The sequence below is a fragment of the Spiroplasma platyhelix PALS-1 genome (genome assembly GCF_021496725.1).
Taxonomy (GTDB): Bacteria; Bacillota_I; Bacilli_A; order Mycoplasmatales; family VBWQ01; genus Spiroplasma_D; species Spiroplasma_D platyhelix.
Genome location: NZ_CP051215.1, coordinates 130,220 through 154,960, shown reverse-complemented (window position 1 = coordinate 154,960; position 24,741 = coordinate 130,220). Strand labels below are relative to the sequence as shown.

At 29.3% G+C, this 24,741-nt stretch carries 26 protein-coding genes and 3 tRNA genes; 4 read left to right on the top strand and 25 right to left on the bottom strand.

What is annotated here, in order from left to right:
- Nucleotides 1-48: 48 nt before the first annotated feature.
- Nucleotides 49-303 carry a preprotein translocase subunit SecG gene (gene secG / locus SPLAT_RS00770; protein ID WP_168105177.1) on the bottom strand — a complete coding sequence of 85 codons (255 nt, stop codon included), beginning with the start codon at nucleotides 301-303 and terminating at the stop codon, nucleotides 49-51.
- A 156-nt stretch (nucleotides 304-459) separates the two neighbouring features.
- Between secG and SPLAT_RS00765 the strand changes: the two genes are divergently transcribed.
- On the top strand, nucleotides 460-1,341 hold the full coding sequence (locus tag SPLAT_RS00765; protein WP_168105176.1) for a DegV family protein: 882 nt from the start codon (nucleotides 460-462) through the stop codon (nucleotides 1,339-1,341).
- A 49-nt stretch (nucleotides 1,342-1,390) separates the two neighbouring features.
- Here SPLAT_RS00765 and SPLAT_RS00760 read toward each other — a convergent pair.
- The 19 genes from SPLAT_RS00760 to SPLAT_RS00670 form a co-directional block, all read right to left on the bottom strand.
- Nucleotides 1,391-1,464 (bottom strand) — tRNA-Trp (locus tag SPLAT_RS00760).
- A gap of 70 nt (nucleotides 1,465-1,534) precedes the next feature.
- Nucleotides 1,535-1,999 (bottom strand): Fur family transcriptional regulator, encoded by a 465-nt coding sequence (locus tag SPLAT_RS00755; RefSeq protein ID WP_168105175.1) that lies wholly within the window; start codon nucleotides 1,997-1,999, stop codon nucleotides 1,535-1,537.
- A gap of 10 nt (nucleotides 2,000-2,009) precedes the next feature.
- Nucleotides 2,010-2,258, bottom strand: a complete 249-nt coding sequence (locus SPLAT_RS00750) for an acyl carrier protein (protein ID WP_168105174.1) — start codon at nucleotides 2,256-2,258, stop codon at nucleotides 2,010-2,012.
- Nucleotides 2,259-2,366: 108 nt separating this feature from the next.
- Nucleotides 2,367-2,723, bottom strand: a complete 357-nt coding sequence (locus tag SPLAT_RS00745; protein WP_168105173.1) for an MG284/MPN403 family protein — start codon at nucleotides 2,721-2,723, stop codon at nucleotides 2,367-2,369.
- A gap of 96 nt (nucleotides 2,724-2,819) precedes the next feature.
- On the bottom strand, nucleotides 2,820-4,271 hold the full coding sequence (gene proS, locus SPLAT_RS00740; RefSeq protein ID WP_168105172.1) for a proline--tRNA ligase: 1,452 nt from the start codon (nucleotides 4,269-4,271) through the stop codon (nucleotides 2,820-2,822).
- On the bottom strand, nucleotides 4,272-6,065 hold the full coding sequence (locus tag SPLAT_RS00735) for an EAL domain-containing protein (protein ID WP_168105171.1): 1,794 nt from the start codon (nucleotides 6,063-6,065) through the stop codon (nucleotides 4,272-4,274).
- Nucleotides 6,066-6,079: 14 nt separating this feature from the next.
- Entirely contained in the window at nucleotides 6,080-6,727 is a 648-nt protein-coding gene (locus SPLAT_RS00730; protein ID WP_168105170.1) for an acetyltransferase, read from the bottom strand.
- 22 nt (nucleotides 6,728-6,749) lie between these two features.
- Nucleotides 6,750-8,270: a cardiolipin synthase gene (gene cls / locus SPLAT_RS00725; protein ID WP_168105169.1), complete on the bottom strand. Its 1,521-nt coding sequence runs from the start codon at nucleotides 8,268-8,270 to the stop codon at nucleotides 6,750-6,752.
- Between the two features lie 112 nt (nucleotides 8,271-8,382).
- Nucleotides 8,383-8,476 (bottom strand) — tRNA-Ser (locus tag SPLAT_RS00720).
- Nucleotides 8,477-8,551: 75 nt separating this feature from the next.
- Complete coding sequence (gene coaE / locus SPLAT_RS00715) at nucleotides 8,552-9,136, bottom strand: dephospho-CoA kinase (protein ID WP_168105168.1); 585 nt, start codon at nucleotides 9,134-9,136, stop codon at nucleotides 8,552-8,554.
- A gap of 10 nt (nucleotides 9,137-9,146) precedes the next feature.
- A complete protein-coding gene (tsaD, locus tag SPLAT_RS00710; protein ID WP_168105167.1) occupies nucleotides 9,147-10,085 on the bottom strand; it encodes a tRNA (adenosine(37)-N6)-threonylcarbamoyltransferase complex transferase subunit TsaD in 939 nt (312 codons plus the stop codon).
- Nucleotides 10,085-10,834 (bottom strand): purine-nucleoside phosphorylase, encoded by a 750-nt coding sequence (gene deoD / locus SPLAT_RS00705; protein ID WP_168105166.1) that lies wholly within the window; start codon nucleotides 10,832-10,834, stop codon nucleotides 10,085-10,087. Before deoD ends, tsaD begins: the two co-directional genes overlap by 1 nt.
- An 89-nt stretch (nucleotides 10,835-10,923) precedes the next feature.
- Nucleotides 10,924-11,844, bottom strand: coding sequence for an ABC transporter permease (locus SPLAT_RS00700; protein WP_168105165.1), 921 nt, complete (start codon nucleotides 11,842-11,844; stop codon nucleotides 10,924-10,926).
- Between the two features lie 2 nt (nucleotides 11,845-11,846).
- Nucleotides 11,847-13,610 (bottom strand): ABC transporter permease, encoded by a 1,764-nt coding sequence (locus SPLAT_RS00695; protein WP_168105164.1) that lies wholly within the window; start codon nucleotides 13,608-13,610, stop codon nucleotides 11,847-11,849.
- A 5-nt stretch (nucleotides 13,611-13,615) separates the two neighbouring features.
- A complete protein-coding gene (locus SPLAT_RS00690) occupies nucleotides 13,616-15,259 on the bottom strand; it encodes an ABC transporter ATP-binding protein (protein ID WP_168105163.1) in 1,644 nt (547 codons plus the stop codon).
- Between the two features lie 33 nt (nucleotides 15,260-15,292).
- On the bottom strand, nucleotides 15,293-16,618 hold the full coding sequence (locus SPLAT_RS00685; RefSeq protein WP_168105162.1) for a BMP family lipoprotein: 1,326 nt from the start codon (nucleotides 16,616-16,618) through the stop codon (nucleotides 15,293-15,295).
- Nucleotides 16,619-16,797: 179 nt separating this feature from the next.
- Nucleotides 16,798-17,472 (bottom strand): type 1 periplasmic-binding domain-containing protein, encoded by a 675-nt coding sequence (locus tag SPLAT_RS00680; RefSeq protein WP_168105161.1) that lies wholly within the window; start codon nucleotides 17,470-17,472, stop codon nucleotides 16,798-16,800.
- A gap of 2 nt (nucleotides 17,473-17,474) precedes the next feature.
- Nucleotides 17,475-18,143: a BMP family ABC transporter substrate-binding protein gene (locus SPLAT_RS00675; RefSeq protein WP_168105160.1), complete on the bottom strand. Its 669-nt coding sequence runs from the start codon at nucleotides 18,141-18,143 to the stop codon at nucleotides 17,475-17,477.
- A gap of 85 nt (nucleotides 18,144-18,228) precedes the next feature.
- Nucleotides 18,229-18,585 carry a helix-turn-helix transcriptional regulator gene (locus SPLAT_RS00670; protein WP_168105159.1) on the bottom strand — a complete coding sequence of 119 codons (357 nt, stop codon included), beginning with the start codon at nucleotides 18,583-18,585 and terminating at the stop codon, nucleotides 18,229-18,231.
- Between the two features lie 129 nt (nucleotides 18,586-18,714).
- On the opposite strand from SPLAT_RS00670, the gene SPLAT_RS00665 reads away from it, so the two are divergent.
- A complete protein-coding gene (locus SPLAT_RS00665) occupies nucleotides 18,715-19,221 on the top strand; it encodes a hypothetical protein (RefSeq protein ID WP_168105158.1) in 507 nt (168 codons plus the stop codon).
- A gap of 46 nt (nucleotides 19,222-19,267) precedes the next feature.
- Here SPLAT_RS00665 and SPLAT_RS00660 read toward each other — a convergent pair.
- Nucleotides 19,268-19,344 (bottom strand) — tRNA-His (locus SPLAT_RS00660).
- 145 nt (nucleotides 19,345-19,489) lie between these two features.
- Between SPLAT_RS00660 and SPLAT_RS00655 the strand changes: the two genes are divergently transcribed.
- Entirely contained in the window at nucleotides 19,490-20,620 is a 1,131-nt protein-coding gene (locus SPLAT_RS00655) for a phosphatase PAP2 family protein (protein WP_168105157.1), read from the top strand.
- A gap of 30 nt (nucleotides 20,621-20,650) precedes the next feature.
- On the opposite strand, the gene truA is transcribed toward SPLAT_RS00655, so the two are convergent.
- Genes truA through SPLAT_RS00635 form a run of 4 tightly spaced genes read right to left on the bottom strand, consistent with a single transcriptional unit; the run spans nucleotide 20,651 to nucleotide 24,001 of the window.
- Nucleotides 20,651-21,433 (bottom strand): tRNA pseudouridine(38-40) synthase TruA, encoded by a 783-nt coding sequence (gene truA, locus SPLAT_RS00650; protein WP_168105156.1) that lies wholly within the window; start codon nucleotides 21,431-21,433, stop codon nucleotides 20,651-20,653.
- Between the two features lie 3 nt (nucleotides 21,434-21,436).
- A complete protein-coding gene (locus SPLAT_RS00645; protein ID WP_168105155.1) occupies nucleotides 21,437-22,285 on the bottom strand; it encodes an energy-coupling factor transporter transmembrane component T family protein in 849 nt (282 codons plus the stop codon).
- Nucleotides 22,275-23,150: an energy-coupling factor transporter ATPase gene (locus SPLAT_RS00640; protein WP_168105154.1), complete on the bottom strand. Its 876-nt coding sequence runs from the start codon at nucleotides 23,148-23,150 to the stop codon at nucleotides 22,275-22,277. Before SPLAT_RS00640 ends, SPLAT_RS00645 begins: the two co-directional genes overlap by 11 nt.
- Nucleotides 23,126-24,001: an energy-coupling factor transporter ATPase gene (locus tag SPLAT_RS00635; protein ID WP_168105153.1), complete on the bottom strand. Its 876-nt coding sequence runs from the start codon at nucleotides 23,999-24,001 to the stop codon at nucleotides 23,126-23,128. The genes SPLAT_RS00640 and SPLAT_RS00635 overlap by 25 nt, the downstream gene beginning before the upstream one ends.
- A gap of 173 nt (nucleotides 24,002-24,174) precedes the next feature.
- Here SPLAT_RS00635 and SPLAT_RS00630 point away from each other — a divergent pair, with 173 nt between their 5' ends.
- A complete protein-coding gene (locus SPLAT_RS00630) occupies nucleotides 24,175-24,687 on the top strand; it encodes a hypothetical protein (RefSeq protein WP_168105152.1) in 513 nt (170 codons plus the stop codon).
- Nucleotides 24,688-24,741: the final 54 nt, after the last annotated feature.

Here is a 24,741-nt window from a genome sequence, read left to right as displayed (position 1 = left end):
TCAGTGCTTGCATTCATCACAACTAGTTTTTTTATCTGCAGCACATTGCTAAAGTAATGTGTTCATCAAAATTCTAATAATAATTGCAATAATAAATAAAGATATTCCTAATCCTAAAGTAATAATTGAAAATAAACGTGTTCATCCTCTTTCTTTAGTGCTTGCAAATAACTCTTGATTTCCACCGCTCAAAGCGCCTAAACCATTATGATTTTTTTTACCTTGTAGTAATCCTAAAATAACTAACACAGTAGCAACAATAAATAGAATAATTTCAAAGGCAAAAATAAGATTTTGATTCATTATTTCACTTCCAGTTTCTAACTCTTAAATAATTTTATCACTAATTTTTGAAAACAAATAAATATTTTCTTGCAAGAAACAAAAATTGCTACTAATGAATATGCTATAATTATTACTAACCTTTATTCAAAAATAAAAATTTAGGAAGGGTAAAATATGAAAAAGAAAATTGGGATTGTTACTGATTCCTCATCAGGCTTAACAGTAAAAGACTTTGAAGAAATGCCCGATATTGGCTTTTGTCCATTACTAATAAGTTTCAATGACGATGAAACCTTTGATGATGATCCTAGAACATTTAAACAAGAAGAATTCATTGAACGAATAACAACTAAAAAACAACTTGCTAAAACATCTCAAACACCTTTAGGAAGAACTATTGAAATTTGAGAAGAAATGTTAAAAAAATTTGAAAAACTAATTTTCATTCCTCTATCAAAAGGACTATCAGGACAATATAGCACTGCTTCAGTCTTAGCTAAAGAACCAAACTTCAAAAATAAAGTTTATGTTTTTGATTCAAATGGTGTTTCAATCATTAATTATTTATTAGTCAAAAAAGCATATAAAATGGCGGAAGTTAAAGAAAATAATGTCAATGCAATTTTAAGTGCTTTAAGAAATATTCGTGATAATTATATTGCTTTTATTCTTCCGAATGATATGTCCTATCTAGCACGAGGAGGCAGAATAACTAAATCTGCAGCAGGTCTATCTAAATTACTAAAAATCAAACCAATTCTTACTTTTGATGGCACAATCGATAAATTTGATACTACTAGAACTTGAAAAAAAGCAGTCAACAAAGCTCTTAACGAAATTCTAAAGTTTCATAAATTAAATAAAAACAACACTACTTTATATGTTGTCGATGCGTTTGCTAATCCAACTTTACTTAATGAAACAAAATCTTACATCGAAAATTATGAGTTTAGCAATGTTGAATATTCAAAGCTATCAAATGTCATAGCTGCTCATACAGGATTAGATACTTTTGCTTTTATTAGCTTTAATATCAATGAAAAGATTAACTTATAAACTTACAATTCAAACAATAAAAAAAATCACAGCAATGTGATTTTTTAAATGGCGGGGGTGGCAGGAATCGAACCCACACACTCGGATCTGAAGGCCGAAGTTCTACCACTAAACTACACCCCCTAATGAAAAGAGAATATTAAAAATATTACTGTTAAATTTTACTGAAATATAATTAATATTACAATCAAATTTAAACTTTTTTCATTTGCTTTTGACAATTAGCACAAATTCCATGAACTTCTAAGGTAAAATGGGAAAAAAGAAATTTTTTCTTTGTTTCTAAAAATGTTGTTAGCTTATCTAAATCTAAAAATCCAATCTTTGCTATCTCATCATCATCAAAGTGAATAATTTTATGACAAATATTACAAATTACATGAATTGCATTATCTGATAACTCATAATAAACTTGCTTGTCTTCAAAAACATTAGCATGAATAATATGCTCTTTCATTAATAAGTCAATGGTATTGTAAACACTCATGATGTTGACAACATCATTGTTCTTTTTTAATTTACTAATAATATCGTTAATACTGATATCTTTTTCAGTTGTAAAAATTTTAATTATCGCCTTGCGAATATCAGTTAAACGATAATCTTTATCTTGTAATTTTTGCAGAATATCATCATACTTAACTTGATTTTTTTCCATAGTAAAATTCCTATTTCTTTTTTGCAATCAAAGCTTCGATTTCTTTCACAATTTCTCTAACAGTTTTAGTTTTAATATTTTCTAAATCTTCATCAGGAAATCTAATTTCATATTTATCTTCTAATTCAACTGCAATTGTTGCTAGTTCTAAAGAATCTAAATAATCAATATCTCCTAAAACAGTATCTAAAGTAATATTTTGCTTAATTTGCGGATAATTGTCTTTAATAATTTTTTGAATTGTCTTTAAAACATCCATATTTTTCTCCATTAAATTAAAAGCATTTTTGCTTTGCTTTTATCATACGATTACTGATATATTATAACATAAAAGCTAGTCTAACTAAAATGCTGATCTGATAAGATTTTAAATTAAAAATAAATATAAAAAGCGTGTAATTGCTTTGTGCTTTAATTTTTGATAAGTATCTTGCGAATAATGTTTTTTCCATCAAGCTTTAGCATCTTCTGCTAAGAACTCCTTAATCAAACAAGTATACTCTGCTTTGGGCATCAAAGCTAAGATTGTTTCAATAAGTTGTAAATAACGTTGATAGTCAATTAATTGACTAAGCTCAGTTGAATCTTGGCCATAAGAAATTGCTTTTTCTTGCAAAGCATCAGCATCTTTAATTCCTTCATTTTGCAAAATGATTTTTGCTTTGCTGTATTTTTGAAAGATATTGCTAATAAATTTTTCATCAAGTGATAAAGAATCTTTCATGAAAATCTCACCTCATAAATTAATTAAATAAGATGATGAAAAATTCCTTTTTTTTAAATACTTAAAATTTAAAAAATTTAGCACTAATTGTTAGTGCTAATAAGAACGGGCAAAATAAGTTCAAGGACAATTATCTTTTTGACACTTAAAACATTTAGCATTAGGTTTATATGGTGTTAGCGGTATACAACGTGAAGTAGTACTAGTAAGATTTTTGATTTCTGCTTCACATTGAAAATCACCACAAAAAGGAGCAATGATGTAACCTTTATGATTTTTAATCAAAGTTTGATACTCTTTAAAATCAGTAACTTCTTTTAAGTTACTATTAAAATTATTTGTTGAAGTTTGCAGTAACTCGTGATTAGAACTTGCTAAAATCTGATCAAGACTAGCTAAAAGTTGCTGTTCATCTTTGATACTGATAAAAGTTGCTTGTAGATTATGTCTTGCTGTTACTTTAATTTCTTGCTTTGTTAGCTCTTGTTGACCAACTTCAATTATTAAGGGTATACCTTTGATTGTTGCTTCAGATTTTTTGTAACTAGCACTTTTATCACTTGCATCAACACTAATTGAATACTTTTGTGCTAAAGTTTTTGCTAACTTATCAACTGCTTGACTAACTTGCTGATCTTTTGGCATTAAATTTAAAATCACCATTTTAGTTGGGGCAATCAAAGCAGGTAGCACCAACCCTAAATCATCACTATGTGCCATCACTAATGCTCCAATTAAGCGAGTTGAAGTTCCTCAAGAAGTTTGATAAGCAAATTCTTGTTTGTTTTGTTGGTTACTAAATTTAATGTTGAAAATTTCAGCAAACTTTTGACCAAAATAGTGACTAGTACCTGCTTGTAATGCTTGTCCATCTTGCATCATTGTTTCAATAGTGTAAGTTTCTAAAGCACCAGCAAAACGTTCATGAACTGTTTTCTTACCTAAAATCACTTTAATCGCTAAGAACTTTTCAACAAAACTAGCATACAAATTAATTATTGTCAGCACAAGGTCAAGGGCTTCTTGCTCTTGAGCGTGAACTGTATGACCTTCTTGTCATAAAAATTCTGTATTACGTAAAAATGGTCTAGTTGATTTTTCTCAACGAACGACACTAACTCATTGATTATAAAGTAATGGCAGTTGCTTGTAACTGCTAACTATTTTTTGAAAATGTGAACAAAATAAAACTTCTGAAGTTGGACGAATAATTAAATTTTCTTGTAATTTTTTATCACCAACTTGAGTAACTATTGCACATTCTGGTGCAAAACCTTGGATATGATCTTTTTCTAAAGCAAAAGTTTTTTCATTAATTAACAATGGAAACATCACATTTTGTACACCTAATTTTTTAAATTGTTGATTCAATTCTTGTTGAAAATTTTCTCAAAGTGCGTAACCATAAGGACGAAAAATAATTGTTCCTTTTGGTGAACCACTACTATCACCATAGTCACAAAGATCTGCTTCTGTAATAACATTGGTATATCATTTAGCAAAATCAACACTTCTTAAAGTAATATTTTTATTAAAGCCTTTGGCCATTTAGTTGTTTCCTTTCTTATTCTGACTCTTCTTTCAACTTCAATAATTCGGATAATTTAAAGAATCAATTATTTTATCAACATTTTCTGATTCAAAAATGTCACCAGATAAGTATTTAATATTTAATGATTTTAGCATAATAATCTCTGGAACACTATCAACTCCTAAAGCAATAATCTTCTTTGAACCTAAAATACTTAAATAATTCAAACAAATAATAAGTTTGATATAGCGATTAAATCTAAAGGCAACATTTTGTAATAAGTTAGCTGTTAAGATCACAAAATCAGGTTTAAAATGACTAATTAATTTAAAGTTGTTAATATTTCTTAATTCATGACTAAAAGCAATTTTAACATTATGTTCACGTAGAGTACTAATAATATTTTCATACTTAACTCAATTATTAATTTTTGTCACACAATTGTCTTGGAAATCAAAAATTAAACTAACATCCTTAAATAAATTTTGACGTTTCTTAATGATGTTAATAATTTGTGTTAGCACTGTTTTGTTTTCTAACTCCATTAATAAAAAAGGGACAATCAAATTTTTCTTTACTTTTAATTGCGCAAAATCTTGTAAGACTTGTAAGAACAATGGCTCATAAACTTTTCATCACAATCCTGCATCTTGAATATTACGAATTAAATTAATGTAGTTTCCATAATAAGCGTTATCAATTAACCCCAAACGAGCATAATAACAATCTGGTTCTTTAGCGTTATCAGTTTTATAAACTGGAGCAATCGTAATATCTAAAAGCTTTTTAATTTCTTGTGAGTGAATTAACTCATAATGATTATTAATTTTACCTTGATTTTCTGATGTTCGTAATCTAATTTCTCTTAAATCCTTATCACTAGTATTCAATAAGTTAACATCGATAATCTTATTGTATAAATTTGAAACATTAGACTCCTTACCCTTAATTAAAGAGTAAACAGCAACAATTTGCGTTTGAATTTGTAAGTAACTACTTTTTTCAACTAAATTATTTTTAATGTAACTATTTAAGCGTCTTTGAAATATTGATAAGTTAAATTTCTTATGTCTTGAATAAATTAAAAACTCGCCATCATAATACTTACAAATTAAAGTGTTGGTAGCACCTAATAAATTCTTAGCACAATAAGTTAGTAACAACTCCATACTTTGAATATTGTTAATTGTTAAGATTGATTCTAAATTATTATAATTTCTAATTTTAATTAAAATCATGTACTCATAAAGATTTTTTTCTTTAGGGTTATATTTGACACCTTTAAAAAAACTTAAAATTGTTGCAATAAAATCTGCCTTAGGTACAGTTAGTTGTGCAGGATTAACATCAAAATGCTCTGAAATCACAAAACGATTATATCTTGTGTTACTTTGCATTTGACCATATAAAACCTTATGCTCCTGATCATAATAATCTAATGTCAAATCATAGATAATAATTTTATTATGCAATTGAAAATAAATTAAATAGTTAACTGGACTAAAAGGAACTTTGTTAACTAATAAGTTTTGAAACAAAATTTCTAATTCAACCCTAGCTTTACGATTAATCATTGATTTAAAAACAAAAATTGACGTACGCTTTTTATTATTTAAAACTTCTAAGCGACTAAAAAATGTAATCATTTCATTTTCTAAATCAATTTTTAATGGCACTAAATTCATCAAATCACTATGAATCGTGTTGTAGTATTGATTGTTACGACTATTTAATCTTGCAAAGAAAAAAATCATAAGTAACAATAAAGTGGCCAGTGCTATAAATAAGAAAATTGTTCAATTAAGAGTCATGACTTTCTCCTTTCTTAGATAATAATTTGTCCAGCATTGCCTTGAAATACTTTCAACTTTAAATTCTGCTTTTCAGCATGAATTTTAGTTAAGTTGAACATCTTTTTATTCTTAATCAAAATTCAATCGATCGCAACATTTGAAATTTTTTCATAAATTTGAATGCGATTAGTTTCTAAATTCAACTCTCAATCTAATTTTGTTGTTTGAAATAATTTTTTGACATCAACAGAAATAATCGCCAAATTATTCAAGTCAACTTTTTGATCTGTGCACCACTTTCAAAAGTAATGTCTTGTTGAATTTCCTAATTCTAATTCTAAATAAGTAGCATGCTCTAGATATGTTCAAACAGTGTATTCTTCTTTCGGATCTAATTTGATTTGTCCAGTTGGTTTAATTCCTTGCTCTAAAATTAATGGAATATTATGAACATCGGTATAAAAAAAACAATTAAAAATATTTTTAGATTCTAAATATTTAATAATTTGTAAGGTGTTTCTTCTACGGAAATGCTGAAAAATATTACGACTTTTCTTAGCTTTATGGTTTTTTTTATTTTTGTTGTCATCACCATCATCAGGCACATAAAAAAAATCAATATCTTCTGCTTTTTTTTCTTTTTTGATTAATTTTTTTAATTTTTTAAAATTTAAATTCATAATCTCACCTATACTAATTATACTAAAATAATGGCGCTAAAACTCTCATTAAGAATAAAAAGACATAATGATAAAATTTATTGCGTTGCAATAATGGGTTGCTCTTAATTAAATTAGAGTATTTAAAATCTTCGCTAAATTTACTTGCTAGGACTTCATTCGTTTTTTCATCATAAATTGAAACCAAAGTTTGATGATCAGAATAGAGACTACGATAGTCTAAATTTGTTGACCCAATAATCGTAAATTTATCATCAAAAATTCCCATTTTTGAATGGTTGACAACATGAGCATATTCATAAATCTTAACTCCTGCTTCTAATAAAGCATCATAATAAGTTCTTCCCATATCTAACAATAGATAGTGCTCAACAATCCCAGGAAGACACAAACGAACATCCACTCCAGAATAAGCACTATTTCTTAATGCAGTAATTAAATCTCCAGTAGGAAATAAATAAGGAGTTGTAATTCAAACTCGTTTTTTTGCCATACTAATGTATCTAATAAATAAGTCCTTTTGAACTGCTTCTTTTGTTAGCGGTCCATCGTCAACTAACTGAACAATGATGTCATTTTTTATCTTGACACTAGAAGTATTAAATGAAACATCAAGAATCACTCCTGTTATAAAATGTCAGTCTTGACGAAAAATTAATTCTAATGACTTAACTGCATCCCCAACTAAGCGAACTTGCGTATCACGTCAAAAGCCTCTGCCAGATAAATGAATGTAAGTATCTGATAAATTAATCCCACCCGCGTAGCCAATATGACCATCTATGATGACATCTTTACGATGATTACGGAAATTATAACTTCCTGTTAGGATTGGTAGTTTAATTGGTGCGAAACGTTGAAAATTAATTCCCATTTTTTTAATTCTTCTAATTGTTTCATGAGATAACTGAAAATATGATCCAACATGATCATAAATGATATAAACTTTTACGCCTTCCTTAACTTTTTTTTCTAGAACTTTTAAAATTGTTTCTAGCAGCTCTCCATCACCGATAATATAGTAATTCATAAAGATATATTTTTTAGCCTCTTTAAGATCAGCAATAATTTGATAGTAATTTTCTGGTCCATTAACTAAAATACGAACATCAGTATTGGTGTAAATTGGACGAAAAGAAATTCTTGTTGTATAGTTAAAAATTGCTAAATCTTCAGCACTATATTTCGGATTTTCATTATTCAAGACTTCTCTAGTAAAATTTCAATCTTCTTGCTTGTAAAAATATTTAAATAAATTTAAATGTACTTTTTGCTTCTTACGATAACGATAAGGTCGACCAAAAACTCAGTAAAGAAAAATTCCTAAAACTGGTAAACAAACAACAACAATAATTCAGGATAACTTAACATCAATTAAACGATTAGTTAGAAAAATAATAATTACTGTTAGGATTGTCACAATCGCAACAATTAGTAACAGCACTCAAGAGTAACGAATGTAATAGATGAATAAAAATACTGTCAAGCAAATTAAAAATAGATACAAAACAAAAGATAACAAAAGATTCACTCTTTTACGCATTTAATACTCCTTTAATTGGCTTTAAAACTATTTATTCACCATCAATAATTAAATTATACTAATAATTCTAATTAAAAATTAAAAAAAACTTAGAAATTCTAAGTTTTAAAAATGGCGGAGCGGAAGAGATTTGAACTCTTGCGACATCTTTCAACGTCCTACTTGTTTAGCAAACAAGCCTCTTCGACCAACTTGAGTACCGCTCCATTATTAATTAATTTGACAAATAATATTATAACTATAAAAACATGATTTATTAAAGTAATTTTTAAGTTTTTTTCTTATTCACTAATTAATTTTGCCATTAAATTATTTAAATCAGCAAGAAAATCCTTTGTTGATCCATTATTTTTGATAATAAAATCAATCGCACGATCAAGAATTAAATGCTTTTTTTGTAAGTTTAATAAAGTCTTTGCTTCATTATCTGAAACACCATCTCGAGACTTAATACGATTAATTTTTAAATTTTCTTCTGATTCAATTAATAAAACTTTATCAACAAGATAATCTAACTTAGCATTAAACAAAACTGCACAATCAATCACAATCAATTTTTCTGTCTTATGACTTTCTACTTCAGTGATGATAATTTTCATCATTTCTGGCCAAATAATTTCTTCTAATTTTTTTAAAAATTCATAATTTTCAAAAGCATATTTTCTTAAAGATAACTGATTAAGAGTAGCATCATCATTTAAAAACTGTTCACCCATTTTTGCAATAATTTTTTTTGTAGTTTCAGGTTGCTGATAAATATATTTCACAACTAAATCAGCAGAAATAACATATGCACCCTGATGTTCAAAAAAATTTGAAGCTGTACTCTTACCAACCCCTGCTTCACCAATAATTCCAAGAATCATGCTTAACCCCCTATTTTGCTTTAATTTGATAACTTGATAAAATTCCAATCATTGCTGCATTATCTGTACAATATTCTAACTTTGGTACAATAAAGTTTAAATTTGGATACTTTTGCTTTAAATTTAAAAAGTTTGCTCTTAATTCACTGTTAGCACTAACTCCTCCTGCCAGCACTACTGTTTTTGGTTGATACTGTTCAATTGCTAAAGTTAACTTATTGATTAAAGTCTGAACAATTGTCTTTTGTAAAGAACAACTAAAGTTAGCAACATTTAACTGCCCTTTTTCTTGCTGAATCACCTTAGCTGCAGCAGACTTCAAACCACTAAAACTAAAGTCTAATGTCTTATCATTTTTTGGCAGTGGTAGTTGATAGGTACTCTGGCCAGATTTAGCTAATTTATCAATTTCTGGACCACCTGGATAAGCTAAACCTAACATTCTACCAACCTTATCGTAACACTCTCCAACAGCATCATCTAAAGTTTGACCTAAGATTTCAAACTTAAGATGTTCTTTTAAATAAACTAATTGTGTGTGTCCACCACTAACTAATAAACCTAGAACGGGAAATTCTCATTGGTTGTCAATCAATGAAGCATAGATATGACCAAATAAATGGTTACAAGGAATCAAAGGTTTCTTTAGATAAGTTGCAATCGTATCAGCAACAACTTTGCCAACATGCAAACAACTAACCAACCCTGGAGTACTTGTATAAGCAATGTAATCAACTTCTGCTAAATCAATTTTAGCATCTTTAATCGCAGAAGACAGAACATAACTAATATTTTCGCTATGTGCTCTTGCTGCTAGTTCTGGTACAACACCACCATATTTTTGATGCAAACTAATTTGTGATGAAATCACATTACTTAAAATTTGATTGTTTTTGATAATTGCGACACTAGTTTCATCACAACTAGTTTCTATTGCTAATATTGTCATTATGTTTTTCTTTCTTTCATATACGCAACTGCTGAATCTAATGCTAACTGCATCATTTTATTAAAACTTGTTTCTCTTAAGTCTGCAGCAATTGCTTCTTGTGTGATAAATGAATCAGAAATTGTTAGCAAACAAGCAGCATCTTTTTTTAGATATTTTGCATTACTAAAAAGCGCAAAAGATTCCATTTCAACTGCTAGACATGACTTAATTTTTTCATTAGTCTTTCATTCATCTTTGTTAGCACGATAGAAGACATCACTGCAATGAATTAATCCTGACTTTAAATCAATTTTATCATCCGTTGCTACTTTGCTAATTAAATTAAAAATATTTTCAGAACTCTTAATCATATTTTGATCAAAATTAGTAGCATACTTAGCATATGTTGATTCACTATAAACTGATTCAACATTAACAAGATCATAAATCTTAACTTCTTTTTGATAAGAACCAGCTGAACCAATTCTGATGATGCAATCAACATCATAGAACTTAAATAACTCATATGAGTAGATGCCCATTGAAGCTATCCCCATACCACTACTAGCAATAGTGATTTTTTGATCTTGATACTTGCCAGTAAACATCAACATATTACGAACACTATTCACTTGACTAACTTCTTGCAAATAATTTTCTGCAATATACTTTGCTCTTAAAGGATCACCAGACATCAGAACAACTTTAGCAATATCTTCTTTCTTAGCATTGATGTGAGCAGTAGGAATTAAATTTTCACTATTCATATAGTTTGCTCCATTTCTAATCATTTATTCTACATATAAATAATATCACTTATATAACTTGATATATAAGTGATTTATCAAATGCAATGCTAACGTTTGGATTTATTAAATGGCACACCCAAAGCTTTTGGTGCTTTGCTTCATTTTGAAGTAAAGACCAGTACTAATAGTGATATAACAAATGGTAGTGTGTTAAATAGTTCTTTATTTGTCACCACTCAACTTGAAACTCCTGTTTGATAGCTAATTCTTGCTCCTGTTGTTTCAACAATGGCAAATAGTGCTGCACCAATAGTAATCAAAGGCACTCTTCACTGACCAAAAATTAAGATTGCAATCGCAAGAAAACCATTCCCATTCACTACTGCTCGAAATGTTCCACTAGCGTACATCGTAAATACTGCCCCAGCCATTGCTGCTAGAAATCCTGAAAGCAACACTGCTGCATATCTTCTTTTGATGACATTAATCCCAGCAGCATCAGCAGCATTAGGATTTTCTCCTGTTGCGATATGACGTAAACCTCATTTAGTGTACTTTAAGGCCAATCCAATTATTACTATCGTTACAACAGCAATTAATAAGTAGATGTTGAAGAACTCACCAGAACCAATTTTAGGAAGAGTATAAATTGTATTAAAAGCAATAAATCCATTATTCCCTGGTAGTTGTACAACAAATAAAGCAATCGCTGCTGCTAGAATGTTGATCGCAACACCAGAAATAATTTGATCAGCTTTCAAAGTTACTGCTGCAAAAGCATGTAAACTAGCAAAGAGTACTCCTACTAACCCGGCACATAGTAAGGCAATAATTTGCGATCAGTTACCTCAACTAGCACCCACTCCCTTAGCAAAAACAGCAAAAATTAAAGCACCTATTGTCATCATACCTTCAATGCCAATGTTAGTTACTCCTGAACGTTCAGAAATCAAACCAGCCAAAGCACCAAAAATCAAGACAACAAAAATCAAACTAGAATTTTCTAAAATCATTCGTAATGCATCCATCTTTACTTACCTGCTTTCTTTTTTGCTGACTTACTTTTCTTATGATAGGCAGTTTTGGCTTTATTTAGTTGTTTCTGAATCACCATCAACTTTTCTTGCTCTTCATCAATCAATTTATAAAATTGTTGATTGAAGTTACTTGTTTCAATCTTAACTTGTTGCTTATAAAGATGAGTCAAACCTTTAATGCGTTGGTGTAACTCAGGTGCATTTTCTCTACTCAATACAGTAACTTTATCTTTAAAATCTTGACTTAAACTGTGCACTGTTTCTTCATAAGTACTTCTGGTGTTAATATAATGATTTAAATTTTCTGCATACACTTGCTTCTTTGCTTGCGTTGCTTTATTATTAATTCCTTTAAGACCTGAAGTTCAAATCCTATCGTATTCTTGATGGAAAAAGTTTTTTAAACTTTGTCACTCTTGCTGCATTTGTGACTTACAGACCTGAATATTATCTTTCTTATCATTAATTAAAGTAATTCGTTCTTTATTTTTTATTTCATCAACTTTTTCTTTATTATTTACTTTTTGTCATGCTTTAATTTTGTGATTATAGGCTTTTTTAATTTGAAAAGTTTTCATAAAATCTTTTCAAATATTTCTGATATAGTGATGGAATTTTTTTCTTCTATTCTTATTAAATTCTACATTAAAGTAACTAATTAAAAATTTAATTGGAGCAATCTTTGAAAGTAAAATTGCACAAGCAGCTGAATAAATAATCACTCCAAAAATGATGTCGCTCACTGCATTTGGAATTCCTAGACCGACACTACCAATTGGTCCACCACTTTTGATTAGTCCTCATAAAAAGGCAGCAGCCACTGTTCCAAACGGATTAATTTGTCCAACCAAGGCAACTGAAATACTATCAAACCCAATACTTGGTAAAGCATCTGTAGCAAAACTTAAAGATGGATTCATTGCGATATAATAAATCACTCCCATAACTCCTGCTAGGGCTCCTGAGATAATAAATGAACTAAGACCATACTGACGACGAGAAATCCCTGCATAATCAGCAGCAAAAGGATTTAATCCTACTGTCTTAACTTTGTAACCTAAAGTTGTCTTTTTTAATAAGAATCAAACAGCAACCACCAAAACAAAAGCTAGAATTAAAGGCAAAATGAATTTGTAACCTGATATGGCAAAATTCATACTATCATGTAATTGTAAAGTTGCTCCTCTGCTATCATCATATAAATCTTTGCTTGTTGTGAATAATCACTTAATTAGATATCAAATTGTTCAATTTAATAAAATAGAGGTCACCACTTCATGAACATTAAACCAAACTTTTAGTAAAGCTGTCACTAAAGCAACTGATACTGCTGCTAGCACTCCTGCAATTAGAGCAACAATAATCGCAATCGGTTGAGAAAAATCGTATCTAATCCCAATTGCAATCACCACTGAACCAGCAGCTAACATTTGTCCAGCAACTCCGATATTAAACATTCCTGTTTTAAAAGACATCACCAAGGCAAGACCAGCAACAATATAAATTGCTCATCAAACTAAAGTGTTATCTCAATTGTTGTAACCATAACTACTAAAAGCAAAGAACAATAAATAATGAAAATAAGTAAATGCACTGTTTCCTGTTGCTGCAATAACAATAGACCCAATAATTAATCCTAAGATAACTGCAAAAACTGAACCTTTAAATTTGCTGACACTACCTTGTAGTTCTTTTGAACCAAGAAAAAGCCGACTACGACGAGTCCAGAATCATCTTTTTTGTTGAAACTTTGTCATCTTTGCTATTTCCTTTCTGCTTTTTTAGTTCCAGTAGATTTTGGACTGATGTTACTTCATTTTTGACCAGCCATCATCAAACCTAGTGTTTCTTTTTTAATATTCTTTGCACTAACATCACCAGTAACTTTGCCAGAATGCAGCACAACAATACGATCAGCTAGAGTCATCACTTCAAATAATTCATAAGAAATCAGCAACACAGCATTGCCTTTTTCTTTTTCTTCTAAAAGTTTTTGATGAATGTATTCAATCGCACCAATATCTAATCCTCTTGTTGGTTGAGCCACAATTAAAAGTTGATGCTTACGATTTAACTCTCGTCCAACAACAGCTTTTTGTTGATTCCCACCTGATAGACCTCTTGCTAACGCAAACCCACTATCACTACCACGAACATCATAGCTGCTGATAATTTTTTGCGCATAATTCTGAATTGCTTTCTTTCTTAATAAACTAAATTTAGAAAAGGGATACTGATCAACATTTTGTAAGACCATATTATCAATCACAGTATAATCTAAAACCAGACCATACTTATGTCGATCTTCTGGGATATGACTTAAGCCATGATGATACAACTTACGAGCACTAAAATTAGTTACATTTTGACTGTTTAAAAAAACCTTTCCTTTCGTCACTTTCATCAAACCAGTCAAACTATAAATTAATTCACTTTGACCATTACCCTCAACACCAGCAATCGCAACAATCTCACCTGCTTTAATTTCTAAATTAAATTTTTCTAATCCTAAAATTTGCTCATGATTACGAGATTTCTTTTTCTTAAATAAAGATTTAAATTTAGTTGCACTAGCACCACTATTCATTTTCTTAACATGTAAGTTTTCAATTTTTAATAGGGTTGGACCTAATTCAATATTACTTTGATTCTTAACTGCAACTAACTCTCGTCCTACCATTAAAGCAGCAATTTCACTTTTAGTCTTTTCTGATGCAAGAAAACTCTCAACTACCTTACCATTTCTAATTACTGTGACTGTATCAGCAATTGCCTTTACTTCACCTAATTTGTGACTAATAAAGATAATTGTCTTTCCTGAATTTTTTAATTCTTTAACAATTTCTAATAAACTAGTTATCTCTTGTGGTGTTAGCACTGCTGTTGGTTCATCTAGCACTATGATATCTGCACCACGATATAAAACTTTTAAGATTTCTACTCTTTGTTGCATGCCAACACTAGAATTTTCAACCTTTAAATTAGGATCAATATTGAGCTTATATTTTTTTGAAAGTTCAACAATACGCTTCTTAGCTTTTTTAAAATCTAATCACTGTCAACCTACAACTGATTCGCTACCTAAGATAATATTTTCTGTCATTGTAAAGTTGTCAACTAACTTAAAATGTTGATGCACCATCCCAATTCCTAATTCTGTTGCTTTAATTGAATTAGAAATCACAACTTGCTTATCATTAATTTTAATTAACCCTTTTGTTGGCTGATACAAACCAAATAAAATTGACATCAATGTTGATTTACCTGCGCCATTTTCGCCAACCAACGCATGAATCTCACCTTTTTTAACTTTTAAAGAAATATTATTATTAGCAATAATGGTATCTAAAAAGATTTTTGTAATCCCTTTCATCTCCACTGCATATTTAATAGTCTTCTCTGCCATTATTTCAATATACCTTCCTAAGTTTTCTTACTATTATTCAAAAGGATTGATTGTCTTACCATAAATTCAATAATCACCATTATGATCTAAAACTTTTTGTCAGCCTTCTGAAACTTTTTCAATAAAACCTCCTGCTTTTGTTAACTCTGGACTACTTATAACTTTATTATATATCGGACTAATCGCTTTATTGTCAGCAATTCCAATAAATTTTTCTTCAAATCCACGATTTAGTGCATCTTCTTTAAAAACTTTATCTTGTTCACCTACTGGCAATTCGCCATGAGCAGGTGTTTCATCATAATTAATGGCTCTTCATAACATATAGTCAACTGAATTAGAGATATCTTTTAAAGCTGACGTTAGAAAATAATCAGCTGATTCAGTGTACTGTAAAGCTTGATCAGTATCAACACCAATCACTTTATAATTTTTTCTTTTAGATTGAATTGCTGATAGCGTATCAGATGTTTGAGGCCCAGCAACAGGGAAGATGATGTTTGCGCCATTTTCAACAAGTAAACTATTTACCGATTTAGATTCAGAAGAAGCTTGATCAAAATTATTAGTAAACTGATTAGGAAGTTCAACAAAACCAATTTTTGGTACTGGCTGACTATCATCAAAATCAGGATTCAAATCTTTAATTCATGATTTAATCTCTGAAATAATTGGACTAGAATCTTCACTATTATTTAGCAATTGAATTCCTCAATAAAATCCATACATATAATTAGTTACCGCTGGAATATTAAGTCCTCCATAAGTTGACATTTTTAAGTTACCATAACCGCCATATTCTTGCGCATGCGCAATCAATCAAGACTCTGCTGCTAGAGCAGCCATTAGACCTGCTTGTTCAGCTTTATAAAGTAATCCTGCGAGATTTTTATTTTGATAAGAAACATCTTTATTAGGAGTATCGCCGTCAACATAAATGTAACGCATACGATCTTTTAAAAACCCATTTTGGGCAGCAACCAAAGCACTACTTTGAATTGAACCAGAAGCAATTGTTACTTTACTATCCATCACAACAGCCTGACCATAACTTGAAAGTAAAGTATTTAAATCTGTTGTTGCTGGTTGAATTGGTGTGATGACAACTTTTTTATTTCTTAATTCATCAGGAGCAGTGCTACTTGCATCAGCAACTCATGCTTCAAAACTCGATTTGAATTTTAAAGCACCTTGATAAGACGATTCATTAAAAGAATGATCAGTAATAGTATGTCCATCTGTAACAATCGTAATTCGAAAAATATTGGAGTCAGAAAAAGGATTTGTACAAGCAACTATTGAACCTGAAGTTGTTGAAGCAAATAGTAATGCTACCATTATCTTAATTGTTTTTCTCATTTATTTTTGTCCTCTTTCATCATTTAATTTATTTTAACAAATATAAAAAAAGAGAAAATAAAAAACTTTCTCTTTTGTAATAAAAATATATTTTTTTTAATCCCAGTATATGATATCTCATTGATAACTCCTATCTGGTGAATTGTATTATAAAACTTTTTTTGATGCAAGTATTTTAATTAAAAATCTGGACGATAATCTGGAATGTTGACATCAATAACTGTTTGTCAAGCATTATCTCATTTTTTTGAGTTAGTGTTATTTGCTAAATCATCTGAAAGTTTTTTAAACATCTCCATCACTTTATCTGCTAAATTTCAATATGTATCATCAAGTTCAATTAGTTTTTGATAAATTGGTTGAATTGATAAATTATCAAAAATACCGATATATTTTTTATCTGCCAATGGCGGAATCTCACTGTTAAAATATTTTTCACTATCAGGATAATCAGAAATAGTACCTTCATCATTTTTCAAGTTAAAAGAATTTCACAACATTCAGTCTACTGATTCACGAATTCCTTTTTTTGCAGAAGTTAAAAAATATTCCTTTGCATAATCATACTGTTCACTCTGATCAACATCAACACCAATAATTTTTGCTGCTTTATTAGAAGGTGAATTAACAATTGCTGAAATCAAATCAGTAGTTTGTGCTCCTGCAACTGGAAAAACAATATCAGTTTTTCTATCATTAATTAATTGTGAAGTAATTGCTTTTGCGTTTGGAGTTCCTGATTCAAAACCACCAGTAAAACTATTTTCTAATTTATCAAAAGTAATATTATAATTTGCTAATTCTGATGAATTCATATCTGCTAAACCTTGTGCTGATCTAATTTGGTTAATCATTGTTAAGATATTGCTATCATCAGTTTTTTTAAATTAAAATAATAAACGCCTCAATAGTAACCTATCATATTTTCAACAACAACATCAGTTGGTATAGCACCAAAAGTTGACATCTTTAATCCATTACTTTGATATTTTTCATGATTAGCAACTAACCAAATAGCACCTGCTAAAGCTGCTAGATAACTAGATTTTTCTGCAGCATAAGTTATCCCTGCTAGATTAATAGGATTTTTAATTAATGAATCAATCAAAATAAATCTTACTCCTAAATCAGCATAAATTTTTTGAATTTCAGGAGTTAATGCTGGAATATGACGATACCCCGCACAAATAATTGTTTTAGCTCCAGCATAACTAGCAATATTATAATTATTTTGTAGGGTTGCTAATTCTCCATCTTTAGAAATAATTCATTTAATTCGAGCAGGTTGATCTTTTCATTGCTCAAAACCTGGAATGTTACTAATTACTTCACGGTTAGCATTAAAAGTTTCAACAAAATCTTGACTACCTTCAAGAACTTGTTGATTAAATGCTTTATCAAATAAGTCTCCTCCCTCAGTAATAATTCATATTTCGCCCAGAGTTGTTGGTCGACAACCAACTAAAACAATTGAACTATTTAATAAAACTAAACTAGTGCTTAATAGTTTAAAGATTTTTCTCATCTCTACTACCTCACCCATCACTACTAATAACTATATTATATTTAAAAAATCAACTTTAACAAGGGTTTTTGTTTTATTAAATCACTTATCTTTTATTACTAAAATTTAAATATCCTTTATTATAAGCATCAATAATTACTCGAGCACAATGAATTGGATTGTATAATATATTAGTTTTTAATTCTGAATTAGCTAATAATAATTTCAAAAATAAATCAAAATCACTTTCTTTTAAAATAAAATTATTAGTAATTGTATTAACATCATTAATATCAACATTTAAAGCAATTAAAATTTTTTGTAATAAGCCTCAGGATGTCTTTTTTGCATTACTTTCAATTCGACTAATTGTTGCCTGCCTGACGCCAACAACTTCACCTAAATGAACTTGGGTTCATCCTAATCTTAAACGTTTTTTTCTAATTTCACTTTCAATGGACACTTCTTAAGCCCCTTTCTAAAAATTAATCTTAAAAAATATCATATTTATTATTGAGGGAAAAAGAAAAAAGCACTAATTATTATCTAATATGTGTATAAAATATATTAAAATAGAATAGGTGAGAAATAGATGAAACAAAATATTATTAAATATTGAGGGAAAAAAATATTTTTTACTCTAACAATTGCTAATTTAATTATTATGATAATTTACATTATTCTAGGCAGTGTTTTAATAAAAACAACAGAAGCAAAATTAATTAATATTCTTCTAACTTTGCTTGTAAATTTTATTTTTTTAGGTATTTTGTATGCTTTTAGCATCAGCAATAGCATCTATGAAACAGTCTATCAAATTAAAACTGACAACAAAGGTTACGAACCAAAACTTTATCGTTATCTTTTAATTTTATTTGGTTTTCTTTGACTAACTTTTTTCGGACTTGCTGCTTGCTATATGTTTGCTGAAGCTATTGCCTACCACACAAGTTTGGATTACTTTCAAACTTTAAAAAATGACTGATGAAAAATTTTAATTATTAGCTGCTACCATGTTGCTTTAATAACTATCCATCGCCAAATTATGTGATATACAATTAATTATCAAAAACTCCCTTGAGAAAAAGAAGAAAAATAAAAAAGATTTTATCAATATTGATAAAATCTTAATAATTTAAAATTAATGGGGCGGCTGATGGGATTTGAACCCACGAATGTCGGTTCCACAAACCGATGCGATAGACCACTACGCCACAACCGCCATTTATTCAAACCTACAATATTATACATGAAAAAAATAAATATCTAAACCTATTTTTTAATAGTTTATTGATATTTTTTTTAATTTTTATTTTCTTACATGGTAAACTTAAACCTATAAATAATTTACATTTAAGGGAAACTAAATGAAGAATAACAATAAAATTAATTTCTTTGTGAAAAAAAATTCAAGCTTCTTTTTCTTTTTTATTCCACTGCTAATTATTGTTTTAGTTAGTGCTGGTGTAGTAATTGCTACAGGTTGATATAGTGTTGATTATAAAATCTCAGAAGAACTTGCTAAAGGTTTACAATCTGAATTTGGAAAATATTGAACTCGCTTTTATGAACAATTAGGTAACACAGAACTGGTTGTCATTATTCTTGTTTACATAGCAATCATCTTAGAAACTTTATTCCTAACAAAAATCAATCAAAAAAAACAAGGCTTTAAAAAAAATTATTGAGTTGTTGACACATATTATATTATTATTTTTATCGGTTGAGTTGGCTTTAATCTGATTAATATTATTTTAATACCAAATACTGATTATGGCTTTGGTAAAGGAATTGATAGAACTTTACTTGATGATATTAAATATCAACTGACCGGAGCAATTATTGCTTTCACACTTCAAACTATGCTCTTGGTTTTAGGATTTTACTATGTTCGTTACCATTTAGTTAAGAAACAAAGAATTCTTGTAGAACAATTTTGATTGAAAGCAGTCAAAGGTCTAAGTTATGTGATTATTACTTATGTTGTGATTGTTGTTTTAAAAGGAACAACAAGTCGAACTTACTACTACAATGCCATCTTTGGTGACTTAATTAGTACTCGCCCTGACTTATTAGAAGCCTATAAAAATTCTGGTTTCCAATATGGGTATGGTGCTGATCATGCTAGCAATATTCCTTGAGAGTTACAATATCCTTGATGAAAACCAAGTCTTAATTTAGTAGATTCAAATGCCTACATGCCAAGATTCAAGTTACCTTGAGAATATGCTTTCCCTAGCGGCCATGTCAATGCAACTTATTGTACTGCAACAGGAATTCTACTATTTTTAAAAAATAAGAATAATGATAAAGTTAATTGAAAAATTAAAGTCTTATTCATCTTCTGACTAGCTCATGTTCTATCTATGAACTTTTCATTAGTTGTTGAAAGATTCCATTGAATCTCTGATACTGCCTTCACATTTGTTTTCTCTACACTAATGATTTTAGTGATTCATTTCAGTGTCAACAAAATATTTGCTAAGAAAATTAAATAATTAAAAAGTCCTCAATTAATTGAGGACTTTTTAATTCAAAACTATTTTATAAAGATACAATCCTGAAGCAGAAGCTTTAGGATAAGGATACTTTTCTTTTTCTTTTGCTGATAAGTATTGTTTGATTTCATCTAACGTTACTTTATCTTGCGAATAATCAAGTGCTGCTCCAATGATATAGCGAATTTGATAACGCACAAATCCTTTAGCCTTAACCACAATTGTTAGCTGGCCTTTTCTTTGTCAGACTCTAATCTTGTCAATTCTCCGATAAGGGTTTTTAGCATCTCCTTTTGCAAGGCCACTAAAATTATAAAAATAATTGCGTCCAGTAAATAATTTTAAAGCTTTTCTTAATTTTTTTAAGGAAATTTTTTTACAATACTGCAACTGATAGTTAATTTTAAAAGGATTATGAGCGCCTGTGTTGATGTAGTAGCGATACTCTTTATATCTAACATGCTTACGAATATCATATTTATTTGCAACTACTGTAACATTCTTAATTTTGATGTCACGAGTGAAATGTTGCTCTAAAATTACTTTTAAATTATTAGGTTCCATTCAAAAAGGCAAAGCAAAAGTAAAAACTTGATCGTAGCCATGAACACCACTATCTGTTCTACTAGCCCCATTAATTGCAATCTCAACTTGAAAAATTGCTCTTAAAATTTTATTAATTTCTCCTTCAACAGTTCTTAATCCGATTTGCTTTGCTCATCCTGAAAAATGACTTCCATCATATGCAACTCTGACACAATAAGTTGTTGGTTTTTTCATCTTAACACTACTACTATTTAAATTGTTTTTCATATCTTACATAACAAAACGATCAATTGGAATTCTTGGCATAAAGTCTGGATGATATTTATAAGTGATGATGAAAGCTAAAAGTCCAACTCCAAGAACAAAGAAAAGCACATCTTTAAAATCAATATGATACTGACGAAATCTTGTTCTCTTTCCTTGCGGATCGTATCCTCTTGAATCCATCGCATAAGCTAAATCCTCAGCCTTTTGAAAAGCAGAAACTAATAAAGGAATAATCAAAGAAACTAAAGCTTTAACTTTTTCTTTAAAGTGACCATTTTTTAAATCTACTCCCCTTGATGCTTGTGCTTTTAAAATTCTTCCAGCTTCATCAAATAAAGTTGGGATTGAACGTAAAGCAATTGAGATAATCATTGAGATGATGTGAACAGGGAATCTAATCAACTTCAATGGCATCATCAAATCTTCTAATGCTAGAGTTAAGTCTAATGGTTGCGTTGTTGTTGTAAGAATTGTTGTTGTGATGATCATCAAATAAATTCTCAGACCAATGTAGACACTACTAAAAATCCCTCGATAAGATAAAGTTAAAAACTGTCAATTTCAAATCACACCAATATTCTCAGAATTTCCTTTAATGATGAAACAATTCAAAATAAATAAGATAACAATAATAAAAGACATTGGAATTAGTAAGCGAATTAATAAAGTATAAGGTAGACGAGCACTAAAAAATACTAAAAGAATAACAGCTCCGATAATACAATATCCTGTGAACCCAGTATTGAAGAAAATTGAAACAATTAGAGAAATTAAGACTACTAACTTAATTCTTGGATCAACTTTATGAATAATTGAATTTAATGGTAGATATCGGCCAAAACTAACTTTCATTTTTCTTTTCCTTTAAAATTGCTGCTAGTTGCTCAATTAGTTCCTTTGTGCTTCTTGCAGTAAGACTACTTGTATCAAACCCAGCTTGTTGGAGTTTATAAATAAAACTATAAACTTTAGGAGGTTCAATCCCTGTTTCAGCAATCAAATCTTGATTTTTAAAAATAGTAATTGGATCTGCTTTAGTAAGAATTTTAGTGTTGTGCAAGACAATCACTTCATCTGCTACTTCAAGAACATGATTCATGTTGTGAGTAACCAAGATAATTGTTTTATTTTCTTCTTTGTTGAGATTATAAAATAACTTTAGTAATTCTTTCTCTCCATCTGGATCAAGACCGGCAGTTGGTTCATCTAAAATTAAAGTATGACCTTGTAAGGCTAAAATTCCTGCAATAGCAACCCGTCTTTTTTGACCACCAGATAAATCAAATGGTGACCGTGGCAAGTAACTATCATCCATCCCAACAACATTAATATATTTACTAGCAAGCTTCTTTGCTGCTTCTTTTGTTGCACCAAAGTTAACTGGACCAAACATGATATCTTTTTCAATTGTTTCTTCAAATAATTGATACTCAGGAAACTGAAAAACCAATCCGATTTGCTTACGAATTTGCTTGATATCACGAATTTTCTTCTTATTAGCTTTAATGACAAAATCATTAATTGCAACTTCACCATTCATTGGAATTAGTAACCCATTGATATGTTGAATTAAAGTTGACTTTCCACTTCCTGTTTCACCAATAATTGCAATAATTTTATGATCAGAAATCTCAACAGAAACCTTATCTAAAGCTTGATACTGATAGGGAGTTTTTGGTGAATAGATATAACTTACTTCTTTGAATCTAATTGGCATAAATTTTTCACTAACTCCTCTTCACTTAAAGTTTGTTTCACCTTAACTCCATGACTTTTTAATCCTAAGGCTACTTTTAGCACAAAAGGAATATCTAAATGAATACTTTGTAGATATTCTCAATCTTTTAAAATATTTTCTGGAGTATCAAAGCGAACTAACTTACCTTTATTCATCACCATAACCTTGTCAGCATGAAGAATTTCATCCATGTCATGAGTAATTGAAATAATAGTTTTATTACGATCTGCTTTTAATTTTAAAATGATTTCTTTAACTTCTCTTTTTCCTTTCGGATCTAGCATACTAGTTGCTTCATCAAAGATAATAATATCTGGTTCTAAAGCCAAGACTGATGCAATCGCAACTCTTTGCTTTTGTCCACCTGATAGTCATAAAGGTTCATGATCTAAATACTTTTCCATCCCAACAGATTTTGCTGCTTTTGAAATAATTTCTGGCATTTCTTTTGGTGGAATTAAATGATTCTCTAAGCCAAAGGCAATATCATCACGAACAGTTGAACCAATAAATTGGTTGTCAGGATTTTGAAAAACAATCCCTAAATATTTTCTTAAAGTTTTAATATTTTTATTAGTTACTAAATGACCAAATACTTTAATATCTCCTTTTTGTTTATGAAGAACACCGATTATAATTTTTGAAAGTGTCGATTTGCCTGAACCATTATGACCAATAATCGTTACATATTCACCATGATTAATATCTACTGAAACATTATGAACAGCATCTGGATATTCTGGTTTGTAGCGATAAGTGATGTGTTTTAAGCTTAAAGAAATATTTTTTTCTTTATCAGCTTTTATTATATTTTTTTCACCTTTGTTCACTTTTGCTCACCTTTGTTCACTTTTTTTATAATATTATACCAATAATTTTACAAATATCAATTTATATTTTATATAAATAAACTAAAAATAAATTATTTTCATACTTTAGTGGTCTTGCTAATTTTTTTCTAAGAGATATAATTTCAAAGAATAATTTTTAAAGGGGGATTATTATGAAAAAAGGATTATTTTTACTAACAAGTTTACTAATAACAGGAACTGCAGTAACTCCATTACTAAGTCAAACTAAGACACAAGATGCTGCAATTCAAGAACAGACTAAATCACTTGATGTTCTTGATCTAACAATGCCATGATGAGGTAATGTTAAAGCAGATACACCTAATTTAACACAACTATTAAATGATAGTGTTGGAAAATCACTACAAACTAGTCTTATGATTTTAACAGCTCCAGATGGAACAGTAATTGAAAGTGAATCAAGTTTTGACAACAGTGGTTTACGTGGAATATTAGGATATGATCAAGTACATTTCACTGAAATAAAACTTGAAGTTTCAGGTGGAACTCCATATGCAAATTACCTTATGGCACAATATAGTTATGTAGAAAAAGACGAAGTAAAAAATAGTTCTAGAGTAATCAACCGATTTGATTGACGAGGAATCGACATGGCACCATTCTGAACTAAAGATGTAAAACTTGAGTTCGAATTAAATTTCTAATTCCTGCAATTTTAATACTAAGATAAAAAAGTTCATTCTTAAAGAGAATGAACT